Here is a 19,730-nt window from a genome sequence, read left to right as displayed (position 1 = left end):
AAACTGGGCGGGCCCGACCCCCCCGGCGGCGCTTCCCATTTTGTTGTGGGGGACCCCCCCCCCCCCCCCCGCCCCCGCCCCCCCCCCCCACCTCTCCCCCCATCGACGGGGTAGAGGAAGGACGCGAACTTCATTCAGGCAGGCTGCCTTCCTCTCCCTTCGGAGGGGGGAGAGGTGACGCTGCGAAGCAGCGACGGAGTGGGGGAACCACCTGGCAACCGTCTCGCCCCGTTGCCGGGCAGAAGGAAGGCAGCTACGCATGACGCGCCCAGCCATCTCCAAAAAGTCATCCTGGCCTCGCTGGGCCCGGCGCGGCCTCATGGAAAACATTGCGACGGCGCTCATCGCCGTCGGCTTCCTGATGCTGTTCCAGCCTTTCGCGCTCGCGCTCTACACCTACTCCTTCATCACCATGCTCGCCGGCACAGTGATGTTCATCATCGTCTCGAAATTCCCGGAATAATCATGGCCGAAATCCGCGTCCAACATTTGAGAAAGGCCTTCGGCGATTTCGTCGCCGTGCAGGATTCCAGCTTCATCGTCGAGGATGGCGAGTTCTTCGTCATGCTTGGCCCGTCGGGCTGCGGCAAGACCACGACGCTGCGCATGATCGCCGGGCTGGAACTGCCTACGGGCGGCCAGATCCTGCTCGGCGGCGAGGATGTCACCATGCGCCGGGCGCGGGAGCGGGACATCGCCTTCGTGTTCCAGCTGTTCGCGCTCTATCCGCATATGAATGTGCGCAAGAACATTGGCTTCCCGCTTCTCGCGCAAGGCATGCCCTCGGGCGAGATTCGAAGCCGTGTCAAGGAAACGGCGAAGCTGCTGCGCATCGACCATCTGCTCAACAAATCGGTCTCGGGCCTTGCCGGCGGCGACCGCCAGCGCGTGGCGCTCGGTCGCGCCATCGTGCGACGGCCAAAATGCTTCCTGATGGACGAGCCGCTCGGCACGCTCGACACCGAATTCCGCGATCTGATGGTGCATGAGCTGCGCGAGCTGCACAACCGCATCCACGCCACCACGGTCTATGTCACCCACGACCAGATGGAAGCAATGTCGATGGCCGACAAGATCGCGGTGATGAACCATGGCGTCATCGAACAGTTCGGCAGCCCGCGCGAAATCTACGACCGCCCGGCAACCATGTTCGTCGCCGACTTCATCGGCTCGCCGCCGATGAATTTCCTGGGCTTCGGTGGCGGGCTGGCGAAGGGGGCGAAGGAAATCGTCGTCCAGGGCGCCAAGGTGGCGGTGCCGGAAGTGCGCGAGGAAATTGCGCCCGCCGACATGGCGCTCGGCATCCGTCCCGAGCACATCCGTTTCGACGATGCGTCGAAACTGCGCGGCGCCATCTACGGCACCGAATATCTCGGCACGACGCAGATCGTGGCGGTGGAGACGGCGGACGGCATCATCAAGGCGCGGGTGCCGGCCGAAATCCGGCTCGCTGCCGGCGATCATGTCGGGCTGACGTTGAACAGCGCGCGGCTGTCGCTGTTCGACAAGGGCTCGGGTCGGGCGGGGCGCACCGCGATCCACGATACTACCGCCTCTCAAGGGAGAGCGCAGCATGGCTGACGTGCACATCAAGGGCGTGACCAAAAGCTTCGGCGACCATGTCGCCGTCGATGGCCTCGACCTTAACATCGCCGATGGCGAATTCGTCGTGCTGCTCGGCCCGACCGGCGCCGGCAAGACGACGACGCTGAGATTGATCGCCGGACTGGAGCGGCCGGATGGCGGCACGATCCATATTGGCGGCCACGATGCGACGACGCTGTCGCCGGCCGAGCGCGACACCGCCTTCGTGTTCCAGCAATATTCGCTCTACCCGCATCTGTCGGTCTACGACAACCTCGCCTTCCCGCTGCGTTCGCCAGCGCGGAAAGTACCGGAGGACCAGATTCGCCGCCGCGTCGAAGAGGTGGCGAAGATGGTGCGCATCCACCACAAGCTGAACAACCGCTCGACCAAGCTGTCGGGCGGCGAGATGCAGCGCGTCGCCATCGGCCGAGCGTTGGTGCGCAAACCATCGATCTATCTGATGGACGAACCGCTGTCGTCGCTGGATGCCAAATTGCGCGCCGATCTCAGGCTCGAACTCAAGCGTATCCAGGCCGAACTCGGCGCCACCATGCTGTACGTCACCCACGATCAGATCGAGGCGATGACCATGGCCGACCGCATCGGCATCCTCAATGACGGCGTGCTGGTGCAGATCGGCACGCCGCGCATGATCTATTCGGAGCCGGCAAACCTTCATGTCGCGGCCCGCCTCGGCCAGCCGGCGATCAACCTGCTGCCGGCCGGGCTGCTGCCTGATGGTGGGGCGCCGACCGGAACCAAGACCATCGGCGCGCGCACCGAGCATCTGTCGATCGAGAAGACCGCAAACGGCCATGCCGACGGCGTCGTCGACTGGGTCGAACATCTCGGGGACCAGAACCATCTGCATGTTACGGTCGGCCCGAAGAAACTGGTGACGCTCACCGACCCCGATACGGATCTGGCCGAGGGCGACAAAGTGGTGATCCGCTACCGCTCGCCGCTGTATTTCGGCGCCGACGGACAAAGGCTGGTGTGAAGATTTCGGCGGTCTAGACGCCGGCTTCTGACTGACGATTGCGAATACGGGACGAACTCGATGAAGCACTTTTTCAACCGCAGGGAAACGATCGTCACCGAGGCGCTGGATGGCCTGTTGCGGACCATCGGTTCCGGCGATCTCGCGCGCCTCGACGGTTATCCCGAGATCAAGGTCGTGCTGCGCGCCGACTGGGACAAGGCGAAAGTTGCCGTCGTCTCCGGTGGCGGCGCCGGACACGAACCGTCCCATGCCGGCTTTGTCGGCAAGGGCATGCTGACGGCGGCGGTTTCGGGCGAGATCTTCGCCTCGCCCAGCGTCGAGGCGGTGCTGGCCGCCATCCGCGCGGTGACCGGCCCGGCCGGCTGCCTGCTGATCGTCAAGAACTACACCGGCGACCGGCTCAATTTCGGCCTGGCGGCCGAGAAAGCGCGCGCCGAAGGGTTTCGCGTCGAGATGGCGATCGTCGCCGACGACATCGCCCTGCCGGATATCAACCAGCCGCGCGGCGTCGCCGGCACCTTGTTCGTACACAAGATCGCCGGCCATTTGTCGGAGACCGGTCAGGACCTGGCAGCCGTTGCTACAGCCGCTCGCGTGGCGGCGAAGGACATCATCTCGCTCGGCATGTCGCTGTCGTCCTGCTCGATCCCCGGCCAGCCACATGAAGAGCGGTTCGGCGAAAATGACGGCGAACTCGGCCTCGGCATCCATGGCGAGCCGGGCGTCGAGCGCATCGCCGTGCAGAGCGCCGACAGACTTGTGGCGATCATGGCGGAGCGGCTGGCGGTGCGGCTCGACCCGAACGCCAGCCACGCGTTGCTCATCAACAATCTCGGCTCGGTGCCGCCGCTCGAAATGTCGCTGGTCGCCAATGCCGTGCTGGCCTCGCCGCTGGCCAAGACCGTGAAGCTTGCGATCGGCCCCGGACCGCTGATGACGGCGCTCAACATGAACGGTTTTTCGCTGTCGCTGATCAAGCTCGATGCGGCGCGCGAGGCAGCCTTGCTGGCGCCTGTCGGCCCACATGCCTGGATGCCGGCCAAAACCGTCGTCGCGCCGGCTATCGTGCCTATGGCGAAAGCGGCTGGAAACAGCGCAGCCCAAAGGGCCAGCCAGGATTCCGGCACCAGGCGTTTGATCGTCACGGTCTGCGAACGGCTGATCGAGCTCGAAGAGACACTGAACGGGCTCGACGCCAAGGCGGGCGACGGCGATACCGGTTCGACGGTGGCGACCGGCGCGCGCAGCGTGCTGGAGAAGCTCGATACACTGCCGCTGGCCGACCCTGCCGCCACGCTCGCGGCTATAGGCGATAGTCTGGGCGTCGCAATGGGCGGCTCCTCAGGCGTCTTGCTGTCGATCTTCTTCACGGCGGCGGCTCAGGCTTCGAACGGCGGAGCAACCCTGTCCAAGGCGCTGCTTGCCGGGCTTGACCGCGTGACTTTTTACGGTGGCGCCAAGGTCGGCGACCGCACCATGGTCGATGCCTTGGAGCCGGCGCTGAAGGCGCTCGATGCCAAGGGGCTGGATGCCGCGGCTACAGCGGCACGGCACGGCGCCGAGGCGACCGCTGCCATGGAGAAGGCGAAGGCCGGACGCTCCGCCTATGTTGGCACCAAATTGCAGGGCGTAGTCGACCCTGGCGCCCATGCCGTGGCCGAAGTGTTCGCGGCCGCCGCCGCGCTGCATGCAACGGCCTGACGGCATGCTTCGATTGTCGAATGAAAACTCTTGCGATACTGCCGGCAGGATCGAAACCGGGAATCTGGACATGGCAGCGTTCGACCTTGCCAGGCTGATCACCGCCGCCGCGGACACGATCGCCGCTCACTCGGAAGAGTTGACCGCGCTCGACCAGGCGATCGGCGATGGTGACCATGGGCTGAACATGAAGCGCGGCTTCGAGGCTGTGCGCGCCGATGCCGGGGCGTTCGCTGCAAAGCCGCTGCCCGAGGCGCTGAAGGCGATCGGCACCAAGCTGGTGATGACGGTTGGCGGTGCGTCCGGGCCGCTGTTCGGTACATTGTTCCTGGCGCTGGGCAAGGAGATTTCAGGAGAGCCGGATCGCCCCAAGCTGACGGCTGCTTTCGGCAAGGCAATCGAGGCGGTGGCCGCTAGAGGCAAATCCCAGGTTGGTCAAAAGACCATGCTCGATGTGCTGCAACCCGTGCATGACGCATTGGTCAAAGGAAAGACGGCCATGGAAATCGCAGATGTCGCCGACGCGGCTGCCGAAGCGACCGTGCCGATGAAGGCAACACGCGGTCGCGCTTCATTCCTCGGCGACCGTTCTATCGGCCACATGGATGCCGGCGGACGCTCGGTCGCGCTGCTGGTGCGGACCGTCGCCGAAACCGTCGAGGTCGAAGCATGAGCAATGTCGGCATCGTCATCGTCTCGCATTCGCCGCTGGTTGCCGAAGGCACGGCCGACATGGTGCGGCAGATGGTGGGCGACGAAGTGCCGCTTGCATGGTGCGGCGGAAACGGCCATGGCGGGCTCGGCACCAGCGTCGAAGCGATCATGGGCGCCATCGACAAGGCGTGGTCGGAGGCGGGCGTCGCCATACTGGTCGATCTCGGCGGCGCCGAGACCAATTCGGAAATGGCGGTGGAAATGATCGGCGAGCCGCGGGCGCAGAAGATCGTCGTCTGCAACGCGCCGATCGTCGAAGGCGCGGTGATGGCTGCGACGGAGGCGTCCGGCGGGGCCTCACTGAAGGAAGTGGTGGCGACGGCGCATGAATTGTCGCCGTCGTGAGCGAACGGGAATTTTGAGCGCATGTCCGCATTTGCCGAGGCCGCCGTCCTGATCACCCACGAGGTAGGTCTGCACGCGCGCCCTTCGGTGAAGTTCACCAAGCTTGCCAAGAGCTTTGCCGCCGAGGTGGAGATTGCGCTTGCCGCCAACGGCCCATGGTTCGACGCCAAGAGCATCGTCAAGGTGATGGCGGCCAGGGCGCCGAAAGGCACCATGCTGCACATCCGGGCCACAGGCGACGGCGCCGATGATGCCGTGAGAGCGCTGGCCGAGCTGGTGCGACGCGGTTTCGACGAGGATGCGGGCCATGCCCGAACCGCTTAGGCTGCAAGGCATTTCGGCGTCGGCCGGCTATGCCGAGGGGCCGTTGTTCAACCTCGACAACGGCACCGCGCACTACACGGGCAAGGCGAGCGCCGCGGACGAGAAGGCCGCATTGGAAGCAGCTATCGCCAGCGCGACGGACCGGCTCGCGACCCTGATCGAAACCGCCGATGACGAGGCCGCCGGAATTCTCGAATTCCAGCTCGCCATGCTTGGGGACGAGGCACTGACCGGCCCGGCTTTTGCCGCGATCGCGTCCGGCATGCCGGCTGACATGGCCTGGCGACAGGCGCTGGACGCCGAGATCTCCGGCTACGAAACGTCAGACCAGGACTATTTCCGGGCTCGCGCCGCCGATATCAGCGATATCCGCGACCGCGTGCTGCGCGCCCTTACCGAGGAGCAGGAGAGCGCTCCACCAGCGGGCGCCATTCTCTATGGCGAGGACATCGCGCCGACGCGCTTTCTCGAGACCGACTGGAGCACCGGCGGAGGCATCGCGCTGAGGGCCGGCAGCGCCGCCAGCCACGTCGCCATGCTGGCGCGCTCGCGCGGTGTGCCGATGGTGGTGGGGCTTGGCGCTTCGCCGGCTAATCCCGTCGGTCTGGCTCTGCTCGATGCGGAGCATGGCGGTATCGTGGTTTCGCCGACGATGACCGAGATCGAAGCGTTCCACCGGTCCTCGTCCTCGTTTGTGGCACATCTAGACAAGGCCGGAGCCTATCTCGCGAAACCGGCGGTAACCCGGGCCGGCACGACGGTGCGCGTGCAGGTCAACATCGCCGATCCGTCCGAGGTCGATGGCATCGACATCTCGACCTGTGATGGCGTCGGGCTGATGCGCACCGAATTCCTGTTCGGCAAGGCGCCGCCGGACGAGGAGACGCAATACGAGGCCTATCGCAAGGTGCTGGAATGGGCAGGCGACAAGCCGGTGGCCATCCGCACCGTCGATGCCGGCGGCGACAAGCCGGTGCCGGGCTTCACCGTCGAGGAGAGCAACCCGTTCCTCGGCCTGCGCGGCATCAGGCTGTCGCTGGCAAGGCCGGAGGTGTTTCGCGCACAGATCAGGGCGCTGCTGCGCGCGGCGGTGCACGGCAATCTGAAGGTGATGTTTCCGATGATCGCCGTCGCGGAGGAATACCAACGCGCCGCCGCTCTGTTCGTGGAGGAGCAGGCCGGGCTTGCCGCGCGCGGCATCGCGCAAAAAATGCCGCCGCTCGGCATCATGGTCGAGGTGCCTTCGGTGGCGATCGCGCCGGAGGCGTTCGCCGATGTCGCCTTCTTCTCGATCGGTTCGAACGATCTGACCCAATATGTAATGGCGGCTGCCCGCGATAACGCAGCCGTGGCGCATCTTAATTCTGTCCGCCATCCCGCCGTGTTGCGGCTGATCGGCTCGGTTGCCGCTTTTGGCCTGCGTGCGAAAATCCCAGTCAGCCTGTGCGGCGATGCCGGCGGCGATCCGGCATCGATCCCGGCCCTGCTCGAGGCCGGCCTGCGGGATCTCTCGGTGGCTCCCGCCCAACTCGCCATGGCCAAGGCGGCCATCTCGGATGCATCGGTCTAGGATGACTGAGATGGCCGACAAGACACCAGAAGCCGGCTCCGAAGAGGCGATCCGCGCCTACAAGACGATCCTGTCGCAGGTCATCGACCAGCGACCGTCGGGTATGCGACAACGCCTTGCCGACGCGCTTGGCAAGCACCGCAGCTTCGTCACCCAGATTTCCAGCGCGGCCTATTCGACCCCGATCCCGTCAAAACATCTGCCGGCTATTTTTTCGGTCTGCCATTTCAGTCCGGCCGAGCGCGATCAGTTTCTGGCTGCCTATCATCTGGCGCATCCCGGCAAGATGTCGGTTGCGGCAGGCATGCGCAAGACCCGGCATGTCTCGCTGATCGTGCCCGATTTCGGCGACGACAAGCAGAATGCAGCGCTCGACAAGGCGATCAACGAATTCATCCAGAAGATCACCAGCATCACCGGCAGGAGTGGCGGCTGATCGTGTTGTGTCGGGAGGACACATGAAGAAGTTTATGAATTCCGTCGACACGGTGCTGACCGAAAGCCTCAACGGCTTCGTTGCAGCTCATGCCGACATCCTGGTGCTGGGCGAGGAGCACAAATTCATTCGCCGCAAGGTGATAAAGCCGGGGAAGGTGGCGCTGATCTCGGGCGGCGGTTCCGGCCACGAGCCGTTGCATGCCGGCTTTGTCGGTCACGGCATGCTGGACGCCGCCTGCCCCGGCCAGGTCTTCACCTCGCCAACGCCGGCCCAGATACTGGGGGCGGCCGCCCCCGTCGATACCGGCGCCGGCTGCCTGTTCATCGTCAAGAACTATGAAGGCGACGTGATGAATTTCGACATGGCCGGCGAAATGGCCGACGGCGTCCTGCAGGTGGTGATCAATGATGACGTCGCCGTCGAGAATTCGTCCTTTACGACCGGCCGGCGCGGCGTCGCCGGCACGCTGGTGGTGGAGAAGATCGTCGGCGCCGCCGCCGAGCAAGGCATGGCGCTGGCGAATCTCAAGGCGCTCGGCGGTCGCATCAACAGCGCGACGCGTTCGATGGGCGTGGCGCTGACCAGTTGCACGGTGCCGGCGGCCGGCAGGCCGACCTTCGAGATTGGTGATGGCGAGATGGAATTCGGCGTCGGCATTCATGGCGAGCCCGGCCGGCGTCGCGACACGTTGAAAAGCGCCGATGCGATCGCCGAAGAGATTTGCGCCGCGATCCTGGGCGATCTCGGCGACAGGGCGAAAGGCCCGGCACTGTTGTTCATCAACGGCTTTGGCGGCACGCCGCTGATGGAGCTCTATCTGATGTACAACAGCGCCCGAAACATCTTCGAAAAACAGGGCGTGACGGTGACCCGCTCGCTGGTCGGGTCCTACGTGACATCGCTCGACATGGCCGGCTGCTCGATCACGCTGACCATGCTGGATGACGAGGCAACGTCAATGTGGGACGCGCCGGTGCAAACAGCCGCGCTGCGCTGGGGACTGTAACGGAGGGGCCTTGCCCATATCCCGAACAGGCGGCTTATGAACTTGCCTTAGCCTGCGGGACCGGACGGACCGTTACCCGCAGTCACGCCGACAGATTGCCCGCCTGCAGCGCGGCTTGCCTTGCGGCCGACCGCTCCGGCTTCATCCAAACCGAAGCCGTAGAAGTCTTATCGCGGTATCGGCAGCGACGGCCCGGCCACCACGCTGGACAACTTTCCTGCCTTGCGCAGCACGGGCGCTTCATACTTTTTCTTGGCCATTCCAAACACCCTTTTCAGTCCAGTGCAAAAGAATGGACCGAAACCGTGGAAAGTCAATTCATGAGCTGGTTCTGCCACCACACGCTGGCTTCATGCATGCTTTTCTGCAACATACGCTCCTCTGAGTTGGTTGTTTGACGCAATTCCGGACGGGAATTGCTGATGTGGGCGAACGCAATCCGGGTTGATGCTGCCATCTCTTGCGCCTGCCGATGAAAAACTGCTGCTGACCTTCGCCGACCCGGAGGCGACGGTTGCCGTTGGCCGTGACGTTGCTGCCGAAAGCTTGCTGGCACTGCTCGCCAATGCCGAGTTCCACGGCGTGCTGCCGATCATGCTGCGCAAGCTCAGCGAGATCGGCGACGCCCAACTGCCTGCGGACGCAGCCTTGCGGCAAAAGCTGTCGGAACTGCGTGATCGCTCGACGCTGGCGACCGGCCAATCGATGCTGCTGCAATATCATGGCGACCGCATCATGAAGGCATTGGCGGCGAAAAATGTTCCGGCCCGCATCGTCAAGGGTCCGGTCTTCGCACGCAAACTTTACCGCCACGCCGCTGACCGGCCGTTCACCGACATCGACATTCTGGTCGAGCCGGCCAGCATCATTGAAGCCAACACGGTGATTGCCGGATGCGGCTTCGAGCTCTGGAGCGGCGAGGCGCAGTCGCAGGATCTGCAGGAGTTCAAGTGGCTGGAGAAGGAGAATACCAGCCTGCTGATCGAACTGCACGGCAACCTGGTGCATGATTCCGGCATGCGGCGGCGGCTGTCGCTGGGCTTTCGCGAATTGCAGATCATCGACGGCAGCGAGGCCGACACGCCGGCCGCGCTGCTGACCATCGCCATTGTCCACGCCGCCGGCGGGCACAAATTCCACCGGCTGCAGCTTTGCGTCGATGTGCTGCAGGGCGTGCGCGCGCTGCGGTCGCCCGCGGATGAAGACCGGCTTTTCGAGGCGGCGCGCATCAGCGGCATCGAGCTCGAACTGGCGACGGTTCTCAATGTGACGGGGCGGCTGTTTGATGCACCGCGCGCGATCGAACTGGCCGACCGCATCAAGCCCGACCTCTCGATATTTTTGGCCAAATGGCTGATCACCGGCGATACGCTGCTCGGCGTCAATTCCAGGGACAAGATGCATTCGCGCCTGCGCCGCGACGCCTTCCGCTGGATCCAGCGGCTCGCCAGGCCAAAGTCACGTTTTGCCTGAACTTGCCGCGCCGGCCGTCAGTCCGGCGCCGGCAGCGCGGCGCGGATCAACGGTGACGCCTCGGCCGGTTTTTCGCCGACTTCCAGGGTAAATGTCGGGACGGCTTTGACCAGCGTTGCGATGGTTGCCATGCGGCGCTTCTGCGCCGGCAAAAGGCCGGTCATGCCGGTCCTGACATTGTCGGTGGCAAGCGCCACCATGGCGTCTGTCCTGGTCATGGGCACGAGCCGGGTTTGCGCGTCCGCCGAGCGGGCGAGATGAAACAGTGCCGCAACCGGTCTGCCGACAGTTTCCTCGATGCGGATGATCTCGGCGAGACGTTCCAGCGAGACGGCCTGCTCGCCATTGGCGTCCCATTTGTCGCCAAGGCAAGGCGCCACGAAGGGCAGCATTGCCACGGTGTGGCGGTGGACCTTCACCTTGCGCGGCAAGCCCCAGGCCGTGATGCCGCCACCGGCCAAAACCTTGAGGATCATGGCGTCATCCGAGCACAGGCCGAAACCTTGCGACGCCAGCGCCAGCGACGTCGTCGACTTGCCGGTGCCGCTCGGCGCATGGATCAGCACGAGCGCCTCGCGGCCGGGCAATGTCAGGCCGGCGGTGTGCAGCATGTGCTGGTCGCCGGCATCAAGTGCTGCATCCAGCACCATCATCAGCACCGTCCATTTGACCTTGGCATCGGGATGGACTCGTATCTCGGCCCAGCCTCCATCGGCATTGATCGAGACGGTCTGCAGGCCGGGAAAGACCAGATGAACGGTGGCGCCACCGTCGATCAGCCGGCAATGGCCGTCCTCCGGCACGTCGCCGTCGAAAGCGAGTTTTCCGGCAGGCAATTCCGGTAACTCCCGCGTCTCGACGATGTCGACGCGGAAATCGGGCTCGGCCGGCCCGCTCACGCGCAACGTGCCGAGCATGAGGTCGAAGCTCGGCCAGAGATCGGCCCGCGAGGCCGATATGCTGATGACCTGGCCCTGGAGATCATAGCAGAAGGTGGTCGCCGGACCGGTCAAGCAGCGTGCGCCTTTCCGGCATCGGCGTGATGGCGATAGATCTGCACCATGCCGGGGAGGCTGTCCGAGACCACTGGGCGGCCATCGAGACAGACCCAGCAATGGGCAGACATACGCGGCGCCTGCATCGACTTCGGATCGACGCCGAAGCGCAGATCCGGATCGAAGCCGGCAAAGCGCAGGAAGCGGTGGGCGAGCAGGCCCTCGCGCAGGCATCTGCGGTCGCGCATCAGCCAGGGGTGCCGGACGGTCCGGTTGACGGCAGCGACGATGTAGGCTGACGACAGGCCGCGATAAGGGGTGGGTGCGCTGAGCGGCGCCCATTTCAGCACCGATTCGAAGCTGCGGCGGCCGATCAGGGTCGGCATCAGCCGCGCGCTTGCCCATAAATGGACACGAAACAAAGCGCGCAGGAGAACGCCGTCCACCATCAGGGAGCCGGGTCGGCGAGAATGCCTTCGCTCACCAGTTCGGCGGCCAGCGCCGCCATGTCCTGGTCGAGCGTGCCCTTGTCGACCTCGAACTCGTCGGACAACAGGACGACGATCTGGTCGAGGCTGCGGGCGCCGTCCACCTTGTCGAGAAAGGCTTCGGTGGTGCCGTTGCAGGTGTAAAGCTGGCCGCTGCGCGCCAAGAGCACGACGGCGCCATCGCCGACATGCTGGACCGAGGCGTCGTCCGCCAGCCGCAGAACCATTTCAGAACCGATTTGGGCCATGGAGCCCCTCCACCATTTTCCTGGAGAGCAGATAGCGCGGCGATGCGGGTCTGTCCATTGCGCGGGCGAGAGGGAGAACAGGCAGGCCCGACCGTTCTGTGGCAATCCGGCAACGCCAAAATCCTCACGACACACGCAACCGAAGACGGCGGAGACATCCAATCCTGAGCTGTGGTAACTTCCACATTATTCAGGGTCTTAAAACAGGGAAGCACCCCAGAAATAGTCGGTGATTGCAGCTGGTAATGACCGCCGCAAACCGTCAAGCCGGCTATCTCGCAGGGTCAAGGTCTTGCTTTTCTTACCTAAAGTAAGCTATGCAGTCGCGGGGTTTTGGGAGAGCATTGGGTATGCGTTACAATTGGGAGCGGGCGCCGACCGCGTTCGAACGTCATCGAAAAGCGTTGGCAGCCGCCATATTGATTGCCGGTGGCGTCGGGCTGATGCTGGCGGCCTTGCCGCTTTAAGACTGATTCGACACGAACGCCCTGCTTTCTCCGGGCGCATGAGCTTTTTCTGCCTGCCACAAGACGGGCCGCGGCTTAGCGTGCCTGGCCGGTTACGGCGATGAAGCGGCGGTCGCGTCCTTCGAAGCCCTGGCTGAAGCACTGCACCAGCACGGCCAGTACCGCCGGCCTGCCGGGCGGGGCGTATTCGTAGGATTCCGACAGGCTGTAGGAGGTCGGGCAGTTGCGCGAGCCCGGCACAGCCTTGTCCTCGTGCAATACCTTGAACGGCTTGCCGTCCTGCCCCTGCAGCGACAGGCGGAAGCCGCGCGCCTTGCCCGTCTTGTCCCCTTGAAGTGTCTTGTCGCCCTGAAGTGTCTTGTCGCCCGGAAGAACTTGGTCGCTTGGCTTGGCGTCATCGAAGCTTGCCAAGCAATCCTCCTTGCTGTCGGCAAGGATCTCATCGAGCTGGATGGTCGAAATCGGTGTTTCGCCATAGAACGGCGACAGCCATTTCTGCGCGGCCTGCTCGAGGCGGGGGATGTCGTTGTACTCGACCGTGTCGTCCGGGAAGGTGAACCTGTCGGAGGCCGTGCGCGTGCCGCGCTCGGCGATGCCGTATTTGGCCAGGATTGGCGCGGCCTGCTTTGCGGCCTGCGCCCGTGCCTGCTCCACCGTCGTGGTCGCCTCTTCCGATTCGTCGAGGACAAGGATCGGCTTGCCGCCGACGAACTCGTCTGTGCTTGTGTCGATGATGTCGATCTGCGACCAGCCGGAAACGGCAGCGTCTAGCTCGCCATATTGCTCGAAGGCGAAATATTTGCCGTCGGGGGAAAAGCCGATGATGCGCCGCGCGGCGGCATCGCCGGCCTGGGCGGCGGAAACGATCGTCAACAGCAGCGCTGCTCCAACGGCAGATCCAACCCCGTATCGTACCGTCATTGCGCGCCCTGCCCCGATTTCAAACCCGGCCATGGTGCCTGCAATTTATGGCCAAGGCGAGATCGGCCAAGCCCCAAATTTCGGGAAAGACATGGCATTTGGGGAAAGACGTGGCCGGGAAAACCCGCATAGGCTATTGCAAGATAGAGAGTTTTCCCGAGGAGGGATGAATGGCGTCACGCTACCACGAGGTCTATGACGGCTGGAAACGCGACCCGGAACAATTCTGGGCCGCTGCCGCCGAGGCGATCGACTGGTATTCGCCGTGGACCAGCGTCTTCGATGCCAAGGCGGGCGTTTACGGGCGCTGGTTCAACGGCGCCAGCTGCAACACCTGCTTCAACGCTCTCGATCGCCATGTCGCAAGCGGCCGCGCCGACCAGATCGCACTTATCTACGACAGCGCGATCACCGGCACGGTCAAGAAATTCACCTATGCCGAATTGAAGCGCGAAGTGGTAGCGCTGACTTCGGTGCTCAAGAACCGCGGCATTCACAAAGGCGACCGCGTCATCATCTACATGCCGATGGTGGCCGAAGCGGCGGTCGCGATGCTTGCCTGTGCCCGCATCGGCGCGGTGCATTCGGTGGTGTTCGGCGGCTTTGCCTCGCACGAGCTCGCCACCCGCATCGACGACGCCAAGCCGAAGCTGGTCATCTCCGCGTCCTGCGGCCTGGAGCCTGGACGTGTCGTGGCCTACAAGCCGCTGCTCGACAAGGCGATCGAAATGTCCCGCCACAAGCCGGACGCCTGCCTGATCCTGCAGCGCGACCAGCTGCGCTGCGATCTGAGGGAGCATTACGATATCGATTTTGCCGACGCCGTTGCCCGCGAGCGCGCCGCGGGCGCCAACGTCGATTGCGTTCCGGTGCTCGCCACCGACCCGCTCTACATCATCTACACCTCCGGCACGACCGGCCAGCCTAAGGGCATCGTGCGCGACAATGGCGGCCACATGGTCGCGCTCAAATGGACGATGGAAAACGAGTTCGGCGTCAGACCGGGCGAAGTATTCTGGGCGGCCTCCGATGTCGGCTGGGTGGTCGGCCATTCCTACATCGTTTACGGACCGCTGCTGCATGGTGCGACAAGCGTGCTGTTCGAGGGCAAGCCGATCGGCACACCCGACGCCGGCACCTATTGGCGGGTGATCGCAGAACACGGCGTGGTCGCGCTGTTCACCGCGCCGACGGCCTTCCGCGCCATCAAGGGGCAGGACCCCAAGGGCGAATTCGTGCCGAAATACGATCTGTCGAAATTCCGCACTCTGTTCCTGGCCGGCGAACGCGCAGACCCGGAAACCATCAAATGGGCGGAGCAGAAACTCAACGTGCCGGTGGTCGATCATTGGTGGCAGACCGAGACCGGCTCGCCGATGACCATCAACCCGGCGGGCCTCGGCCTGCTGCCGGTGAAATACGGCTCGCCCGGCGTGCCAATGCCGGGCTACGACATTCGCGTGCTCGACGATGCCGGCCATGAAGTGCCGCGCGGCACGCTTGGCAATGTGGTGGTGAAACTGCCGCTGCCGGCCGGCTGCCTGCCGACGCTGTGGAATGCCGACGAGCGTTTCCGGCAAGCCTATCTCGAGGAATTTCCCGGCTTCTACAAGACGGCCGATGCCGGCATGATCGACGACGACGGCTACCTCTATGTCATGGCGCGCACAGACGACATCATCAATGTCGCCGGACACCGGCTGTCGACCGGGGCCATGGAGGAGGTGCTTTCAGCGCATCCCGATGTTGCCGAATGCGCCGTCATCGGCGTCGCTGACGCTATGAAGGGCCAGGTCCCGCTCGGCTTCGTCGTGCTCAATGCCGGTGTGTCGCGCGATACCGCTGCCATCGAAGGCGAAGTGGTGGGGCTGGTGCGCGAACGGATCGGCCCGGTCGCGGCCTTCAAGACCGTGGTGACGATCAAGCGCCTGCCCAAGACGCGCTCCGGCAAGATCCTGCGCGGCACCATGCAGAAGATCGCCGACAAGGAAGAATGGACGATGCCGGCGACCATCGACGATCCCGCCATTCTTGACGAGATCACCGCGGCGCTCAAAGCCCGCGGCATCGGGGTCTGACGGCCCCAGTGGCGTTGTTCCAGCGATCCAGGCCCCCCCGGCCGGCGCCGCGCGAGCGCCTGGAGATGGATATGGACGACACCGTCGTCTACGCGATCGGCGACGTGCATGGCTGCTACAAGGAATTGCTGTCGCTGGAGCAGAAGATCCAGCTCGACGCGCTGCAATTTCGCGGCCGCAAGATTATCGTCATGCTCGGCGACTATATCGATCGCGGGCCGCAATCGGCGCGCGTGCTCGACCATGTCTTGGCGCTACCGCCAACAGGGTTCCTGCGCGTCTGCCTGGCGGGAAACCACGAAGTGGTGATGCTGAACTATCTCGACGGCTATCTGTCGCGGGACCGCTGGCTGGCGGTCGGCGGCCGCGAGACGCTGTTTTCCTATGGGGTCGATCCGGCGCGGCTTGCCAGCCTCTATGCCTCGAGCGACGAGGTCGACCGGCGCGTGAAGGAAGTCATTCCGGCCAGCCATATCGACTTTCTGCGCAGCCTGCCGGTGCTGCTCTGTTCGGATAAATTCGTCTTCGTCCATGCCGGTATCAGGCCGGGTATCGACCTGGTCGCACAGGATGAGCAGGACCTGCTCAACATCCGCGACGAGTTCTTCAACGCCGCCTATCTGCTCGACCGCTTTGTGGTGCATGGGCACACGCCGGTCGATATCCCCAGGCTTGACGGGCGAAGGCTCGGCATCGACACCGGCGCCTTTCAAAGCGGCCGGCTGACAGCGCTCAGGATCGCCGGTAAATTCGGCAAGCTGATCTTTTCCTGACCTGCCGTGCTTCTTCGTTTGAGCGTGATCCTTTCCGAAAACCGGATCCGCTTTTCCGGATCACGCTCCTTTTCAGGATCGCGCTCCGTTCAGGCGGCGGTCTTGGCCCGCACGTCCGATTTCTCCAGATAGTAGGTCGAATAGCGGTCGAAGAACTTTTCCGAGCCGCCGAGCGAGCCGTATTTCGGCAGCTTCTTCAGATCGACCTTGTTGAGCACGGCGCCGACGACCTTGCTTGCGACGTAGGGTTCCTGCTCCAGCAGCGAGCGCACCATGGCGCGCGGCGTGCGGCCCCATTCGGCAACTAGCACGAAGCCGTCGACCAGCGGCGCAAACGCCTTGGCGTCGACCACGGGGCCGAGCGGCGGCAGGTCGACGATGATGTACTCGAACGTCTCCTTGGCGTTGTCGATGAAGCGCCGCATGCCGGCCGACGACAGCAGCTCGCTGGTATGCGAGAACTGGCCACGCAGCACGGCCGGGATGATCGCCAGCTTGGTCTGGCGGTCGACCTTGCCGACCGACTGCCAGGTCTGGCCGTTGACCACGGCTTCCATCAATCCCTGCTCGGCCTCCATGCCGAGGTTGCGGCTGAGGCCAGGATTGCGCAGATCTGCATCGATCAAAAGCGTCTTCGAGCCGTTGGCGGCCAGCAATCCGGCGAGATTGGCGGCGACCGTCGATTTGCCTTCGCCGGGCAGGATCGAGACCACGCCTATGACCCGGCTGCCCTGCCCTTCCATGACAACGTCGAAGGCGATCTTGGCGTTGCGCAGCGTTTCGGAGAACATCGATGCCGGCGCATCGACGCTGACCCGCAAGCGCGCCCGTTTCTCGGCCGCCGACAATGTGTTGGCGCCTTTGGCATCCGCCGCACCGTCGTCGGCGTCCTTGCCGAGCCTGCCGCCGATCATCGGCAAATAGCCGAGGAATTTGAGGCCGACGCGATCGCGAATGTCCTCGCCGGTCCTGAAGAAGCGCTCGTTGAACTCATTCAGGCCCCCAAAGCCGGCGCCAAGCAGCACGCCAAGCACCAGCGACAGCGCCAGCACCCTGGAGGTGCGCGGGCTTGAGGCGGAAAGCGGCGTTGAGGCATCCGAGATGATGCGGACCTTGCCGACCGGGAAGGATTGCTGCTGCGAGGCCTCCTCGTAGCGGCTAAGGAAGGTCTGGTAGAGCGTGGTCAGCGCCTGCGCCTGCTGGTCGAGCTCGCGCAGTTTGACCTGGCTCTGGTTGTCGATGGAGCTCTTGCCGGCCGCGTCGGCGATCTTCTGCCTCAGTGAGGTCTCGCGTGAAAGCGCGACTTCATATTCATTGCGATAGCTTTCGGTCAGCTGCTTCAACTCGCCGAAAATCTGGGTCGACAGGTCGGCCTTCTCCTTGGCCAGCGCCACCGCCTGCGGATGGTCGGCGCCGAAATTGGCCGTCACGTCCTGCAGCCGCTTGGCGACTGTGAGATAGCGGGTCTTGAGCGTTGCAATGACCGAGCTTGCCGGCTGATCGCTTGAGATGGCGGAATCGTTGAAGGCATTGTCCGAGCCGCTTTCGACGATGGTCTTGTATTGCTGATAGCGGGCGCTGGCGCGCGCCGTATCGGCCTGCGCGACGATCAGTTGCGCGGTGAGATCGGCAATCTGCTTGTCGCTGATCAGCTGGCCGTCGCTGTTGGCGGCCAGACCATGCTCGGCCCTGAATTTCTCGACCGCCATAGCGGCCGCCTGTGAGTTCTGACGAAGCTCGGTCAGCCGGCCCTGCAGCCAGACCGCAGCGCGTTCGGTGGCGTCGAAACTGGCGTTGAGCTGGTCGGCGAGATAGGCGTCGGCATAGGCCTTGGTGATGGCGGTGGCGAGCGCCGGATTGGTCGACTGGTAACCGATGGCGAGCACATAGGAGCGGCCGTTGCGCTGCGCCAGCACCTCGCTCTGCAGCTTCAGCACGGCATAGTCGTGGCGCGCCGTCTGCATCATGGCCTGGCGTGTCGCCTCATCGACGTTTTCCATGCCGGGAATCTGCTCGGCGGAACTTGAGCGGAAATAGCCGATCACGCCGCGCACGAAGCCGATGCCCTTGACCAGCGCCGATTGCGGCGGGTTCATGAACTCTGCGTTCTGGTCGAGTTTCAGCTTGTCGACCACCACCGAGGCCAGCCGCGCCGAGGTGATGATTTCGATCTGGCTGAGCAGGGCGGCGTCGGTCTGCATGGTGACGGATGCAGCCGAGATGTCGTCGATGACCTTGTTGAGGCCTTCGTCGATCAGCACGCTGGCGACCGACATGTATTGCTTGGGCGTGGTCTGCAGATAGAGCAACCCCAGGAACAGGCCGATGATGGCGCAGACCGCCACCACCTTGACCTGACGCGCCGCCATGCCAAGCAGGCGCTCGACGTCGATGAAGTCTTCACCCTTTTCCTGATCGGGGTTGGGCAATGGCATCCTCTTGTCGAGAGGAAAGCTGGCATAATTCATCTTCGATCCAATTCTAGGTTACAGGCGCCGGAGCGAGACGGGTCAGGTCCCACCTCGTCCGAAGCTGCGGAGATCGGGGGCAAGATATGCAACGCAAGCTTCATGCCATCCGGCGCCGGGCCTGAGCGGCCAGGCGTGCAGGCATGAGCCGCGCCATCGTCCAAACGCATATGCCCTCGAAAGATGGGCATTATGCGGCCACTTCCTGACGCTCATGCGACCGCACGAACGCCTGCAGCATTTCCAGCACAGGTCCCTTCATGTCGTCGCGCGCCAGCGCGAAGGCGATGGTCGCCTCTATGAAGCCTTCCTTGGAGCCGCAGTCGAACATGCGGCCATTGAAAGGCTGGGCAAAGAAAGACTGGCTTTTCGCCAGCCGCACCATGGCATCGGTAAGCTGGATTTCGTTGCCGGCGCCGCGCTGCTGGTTGCCCAGCAGCGAGAAGATCTCGGGCTGCAGGATGTAGCGGCCGTTGATGTAATAGTTCGACGGCGCATTGGCCGGCGCCGGCTTTTCGACCATGGCCGTCACCTCGAAGCCGCTGCCTGTCTCGGCGCCGCGCCCGACGATGCCGTATTTGCTGGTCTCGCTGGGATCACAGCGCTCGACGGCGATCACATTGCCGCCGGTCTGCTGATAGAGATCGACTGTTTCAGCCAGGCAACCTCGGCGGCCGAACGACACCATATCGGGGAGCAGCAGCGCGAAGGGCTCGTCGCCGATGACTTCGCGTGCGCACCACACCGCATGGCCGAGACCATGTGGCGACTGCTGGCGGATGAAGCTGGTGGCGCCGGCCACGGGCAGCATGCTTTCGAGCGCCTCCAGCTGGGTCTTCTTGCCGGTTTGTTCGAGCGTTCCAATCAGTTCGGGGTGCAGGTCGAAGTAGTCCTCGATGACAGCCTTGTTGCGGCCGGTGACGAACACGATGTGCTCGATGCCGGCTTCGAAGGCCTCGTCCACCGCATATTGGACGACCGGCCGGTCGACCACGGGCAGCATCTCCTTCGGAATCGACTTGGTTGCCGGCAGGAACCGTGTTCCAAGCCCCGCCACAGGGATGACTGCCTTCCTGATTTTCTTCATCGCAAATTCCTTCTGAGCAGATCGATTTCAGCCTGTTGCAGGC

At 64.0% G+C, this 19,730-nt stretch carries 19 protein-coding genes; 13 read left to right on the top strand and 6 right to left on the bottom strand.

The window, feature by feature from the left end; genetic code table 11:
* Nucleotides 1-259 precede the first annotated feature (259 nt).
* The 11 genes from NKI88_RS08765 to NKI88_RS08715 all read left to right on the top strand — a co-directional run bounded on the left by NKI88_RS08765 (nt 260) and on the right by NKI88_RS08715 (nt 10,162).
* On the top strand, nt 260-463 hold the full coding sequence (locus tag NKI88_RS08765) for a hypothetical protein (RefSeq protein WP_023694181.1): 204 nt from the start codon (nt 260-262) through the stop codon (nt 461-463).
* Nucleotides 464-465: 2 nt separating this feature from the next.
* Nucleotides 466-1,581, top strand: coding sequence for an ABC transporter ATP-binding protein (locus NKI88_RS08760; RefSeq protein WP_352654662.1), 1,116 nt, complete (start codon nt 466-468; stop codon nt 1,579-1,581).
* Nucleotides 1,574-2,587, top strand: coding sequence for an ABC transporter ATP-binding protein (locus NKI88_RS08755; RefSeq protein WP_352654660.1), 1,014 nt, complete (start codon nt 1,574-1,576; stop codon nt 2,585-2,587). Before NKI88_RS08760 ends, NKI88_RS08755 begins: the two co-directional genes overlap by 8 nt.
* A gap of 60 nt (nt 2,588-2,647) precedes the next feature.
* Nucleotides 2,648-4,291: a dihydroxyacetone kinase subunit DhaK gene (locus NKI88_RS08750; RefSeq protein WP_352654658.1), complete on the top strand. Its 1,644-nt coding sequence runs from the start codon at nt 2,648-2,650 to the stop codon at nt 4,289-4,291.
* A gap of 70 nt (nt 4,292-4,361) precedes the next feature.
* The gene (gene dhaL, locus NKI88_RS08745) at nt 4,362-4,964 is read left to right on the top strand and encodes a dihydroxyacetone kinase subunit DhaL (RefSeq protein ID WP_023742518.1); all 603 of its coding nucleotides are present in this window, start codon (nt 4,362-4,364) and stop codon (nt 4,962-4,964) included.
* On the top strand, nt 4,961-5,350 hold the full coding sequence (dhaM, locus tag NKI88_RS08740; RefSeq protein ID WP_023690004.1) for a dihydroxyacetone kinase phosphoryl donor subunit DhaM: 390 nt from the start codon (nt 4,961-4,963) through the stop codon (nt 5,348-5,350). The genes dhaL and dhaM overlap by 4 nt, the downstream gene beginning before the upstream one ends.
* A gap of 21 nt (nt 5,351-5,371) precedes the next feature.
* Nucleotides 5,372-5,674, top strand: coding sequence for an HPr family phosphocarrier protein (locus NKI88_RS08735; protein ID WP_023738107.1), 303 nt, complete (start codon nt 5,372-5,374; stop codon nt 5,672-5,674).
* The gene (gene ptsP / locus NKI88_RS08730) at nt 5,658-7,244 is read left to right on the top strand and encodes a phosphoenolpyruvate--protein phosphotransferase (RefSeq protein ID WP_023742519.1); all 1,587 of its coding nucleotides are present in this window, start codon (nt 5,658-5,660) and stop codon (nt 7,242-7,244) included. Before NKI88_RS08735 ends, ptsP begins: the two co-directional genes overlap by 17 nt.
* Nucleotides 7,245-7,254: 10 nt before the next feature.
* Entirely contained in the window at nt 7,255-7,680 is a 426-nt protein-coding gene (locus tag NKI88_RS08725) for a hypothetical protein (protein WP_023668784.1), read from the top strand.
* A gap of 22 nt (nt 7,681-7,702) precedes the next feature.
* Nucleotides 7,703-8,689 (top strand): dihydroxyacetone kinase subunit DhaK, encoded by a 987-nt coding sequence (dhaK, locus tag NKI88_RS08720; protein WP_352654655.1) that lies wholly within the window; start codon nt 7,703-7,705, stop codon nt 8,687-8,689.
* Between the two features lie 447 nt (nt 8,690-9,136).
* Nucleotides 9,137-10,162, top strand: a complete 1,026-nt coding sequence (locus NKI88_RS08715; protein WP_023696979.1) for a nucleotidyltransferase family protein — start codon at nt 9,137-9,139, stop codon at nt 10,160-10,162.
* 17 nt (nt 10,163-10,179) lie between these two features.
* Here NKI88_RS08715 and NKI88_RS08710 read toward each other — a convergent pair whose 3' ends face one another.
* The 4 genes from NKI88_RS08710 to NKI88_RS08695 all read right to left on the bottom strand — a co-directional run bounded on the left by NKI88_RS08710 (nt 10,180) and on the right by NKI88_RS08695 (nt 13,233).
* A complete protein-coding gene (locus NKI88_RS08710; RefSeq protein ID WP_352654653.1) occupies nt 10,180-11,175 on the bottom strand; it encodes a serine kinase in 996 nt (331 codons plus the stop codon).
* Nucleotides 11,172-11,606, bottom strand: a complete 435-nt coding sequence (locus NKI88_RS08705; protein WP_023668789.1) for a lasso peptide biosynthesis B2 protein — start codon at nt 11,604-11,606, stop codon at nt 11,172-11,174. The genes NKI88_RS08710 and NKI88_RS08705 overlap by 4 nt, the downstream gene beginning before the upstream one ends.
* Entirely contained in the window at nt 11,606-11,893 is a 288-nt protein-coding gene (locus NKI88_RS08700; RefSeq protein ID WP_023684213.1) for a PqqD family protein, read from the bottom strand. The genes NKI88_RS08705 and NKI88_RS08700 overlap by 1 nt, the downstream gene beginning before the upstream one ends.
* Nucleotides 11,894-12,435: 542 nt before the next feature.
* Complete coding sequence (locus NKI88_RS08695; RefSeq protein WP_245263116.1) at nt 12,436-13,233, bottom strand: DUF2259 domain-containing protein; 798 nt, start codon at nt 13,231-13,233, stop codon at nt 12,436-12,438.
* Nucleotides 13,234-13,451: 218 nt separating this feature from the next.
* Here NKI88_RS08695 and NKI88_RS08690 point away from each other — a divergent pair, with 218 nt between their 5' ends.
* Complete coding sequence (locus NKI88_RS08690) at nt 13,452-15,359, top strand: propionyl-CoA synthetase (RefSeq protein WP_352654651.1); 1,908 nt, start codon at nt 13,452-13,454, stop codon at nt 15,357-15,359.
* Nucleotides 15,360-15,430: 71 nt separating this feature from the next.
* Entirely contained in the window at nt 15,431-16,132 is a 702-nt protein-coding gene (locus NKI88_RS08685) for a metallophosphoesterase family protein (RefSeq protein WP_352654649.1), read from the top strand.
* Nucleotides 16,133-16,221: 89 nt separating this feature from the next.
* Here NKI88_RS08685 and NKI88_RS08680 read toward each other — a convergent pair whose 3' ends face one another.
* Together NKI88_RS08680 and galU are read right to left on the bottom strand one after the other, a co-directional pair.
* A complete protein-coding gene (locus NKI88_RS08680; protein ID WP_023742523.1) occupies nt 16,222-18,600 on the bottom strand; it encodes a polysaccharide biosynthesis tyrosine autokinase in 2,379 nt (792 codons plus the stop codon).
* A 190-nt stretch (nt 18,601-18,790) separates the two neighbouring features.
* Complete coding sequence (galU, locus tag NKI88_RS08675) at nt 18,791-19,687, bottom strand: UTP--glucose-1-phosphate uridylyltransferase GalU (RefSeq protein ID WP_023668795.1); 897 nt, start codon at nt 19,685-19,687, stop codon at nt 18,791-18,793.
* Between the last annotated feature and the right edge of the window lie 43 nt (nt 19,688-19,730).

Source organism: Mesorhizobium sp. M0317, from assembly GCF_040321555.1.
Taxonomy (GTDB): domain Bacteria; phylum Pseudomonadota; class Alphaproteobacteria; order Rhizobiales; family Rhizobiaceae; genus Mesorhizobium.
This window is presented reverse-complemented; position numbering and strand designations above follow the sequence as displayed.

Excerpts from the sequence above, each read along its gene's own strand:
- NKI88_RS08735 (WP_023738107.1), top strand. The coding sequence starts at position 5,372 with ATGTCCGCATTTGCCGAGGCCGCCGTCCTGATCACCCACGAGGTAGGT.
- NKI88_RS08690 (WP_352654651.1), top strand. The coding sequence starts at position 13,452 with ATGGCGTCACGCTACCACGAGGTCTATGACGGCTGGAAACGCGACCCG.
- NKI88_RS08750 (WP_352654658.1), top strand. The coding sequence starts at position 2,648 with ATGAAGCACTTTTTCAACCGCAGGGAAACGATCGTCACCGAGGCGCTG.
- NKI88_RS08680 (WP_023742523.1), bottom strand. The coding sequence starts at position 18,600 with ATGAATTATGCCAGCTTTCCTCTCGACAAGAGGATGCCATTGCCCAAC.
- NKI88_RS08700 (WP_023684213.1), bottom strand. The coding sequence starts at position 11,893 with ATGGCCCAAATCGGTTCTGAAATGGTTCTGCGGCTGGCGGACGACGCC.
- NKI88_RS08760 (WP_352654662.1), top strand. The coding sequence starts at position 466 with ATGGCCGAAATCCGCGTCCAACATTTGAGAAAGGCCTTCGGCGATTTC.
- NKI88_RS08685 (WP_352654649.1), top strand. The coding sequence starts at position 15,431 with ATGGACGACACCGTCGTCTACGCGATCGGCGACGTGCATGGCTGCTAC.
- NKI88_RS08765 (WP_023694181.1), top strand. The coding sequence starts at position 260 with ATGACGCGCCCAGCCATCTCCAAAAAGTCATCCTGGCCTCGCTGGGCC.
- galU (WP_023668795.1), bottom strand. The coding sequence starts at position 19,687 with ATGAAGAAAATCAGGAAGGCAGTCATCCCTGTGGCGGGGCTTGGAACA.
- NKI88_RS08725 (WP_023668784.1), top strand. The coding sequence starts at position 7,255 with ATGGCCGACAAGACACCAGAAGCCGGCTCCGAAGAGGCGATCCGCGCC.
- NKI88_RS08715 (WP_023696979.1), top strand. The coding sequence starts at position 9,137 with ATGCTGCCATCTCTTGCGCCTGCCGATGAAAAACTGCTGCTGACCTTC.
- dhaM (WP_023690004.1), top strand. The coding sequence starts at position 4,961 with ATGAGCAATGTCGGCATCGTCATCGTCTCGCATTCGCCGCTGGTTGCC.
- NKI88_RS08705 (WP_023668789.1), bottom strand. The coding sequence starts at position 11,606 with ATGGTGGACGGCGTTCTCCTGCGCGCTTTGTTTCGTGTCCATTTATGG.
- dhaK (WP_352654655.1), top strand. The coding sequence starts at position 7,703 with ATGAAGAAGTTTATGAATTCCGTCGACACGGTGCTGACCGAAAGCCTC.
- ptsP (WP_023742519.1), top strand. The coding sequence starts at position 5,658 with ATGCCCGAACCGCTTAGGCTGCAAGGCATTTCGGCGTCGGCCGGCTAT.
- dhaL (WP_023742518.1), top strand. The coding sequence starts at position 4,362 with ATGGCAGCGTTCGACCTTGCCAGGCTGATCACCGCCGCCGCGGACACG.
- NKI88_RS08755 (WP_352654660.1), top strand. The coding sequence starts at position 1,574 with ATGGCTGACGTGCACATCAAGGGCGTGACCAAAAGCTTCGGCGACCAT.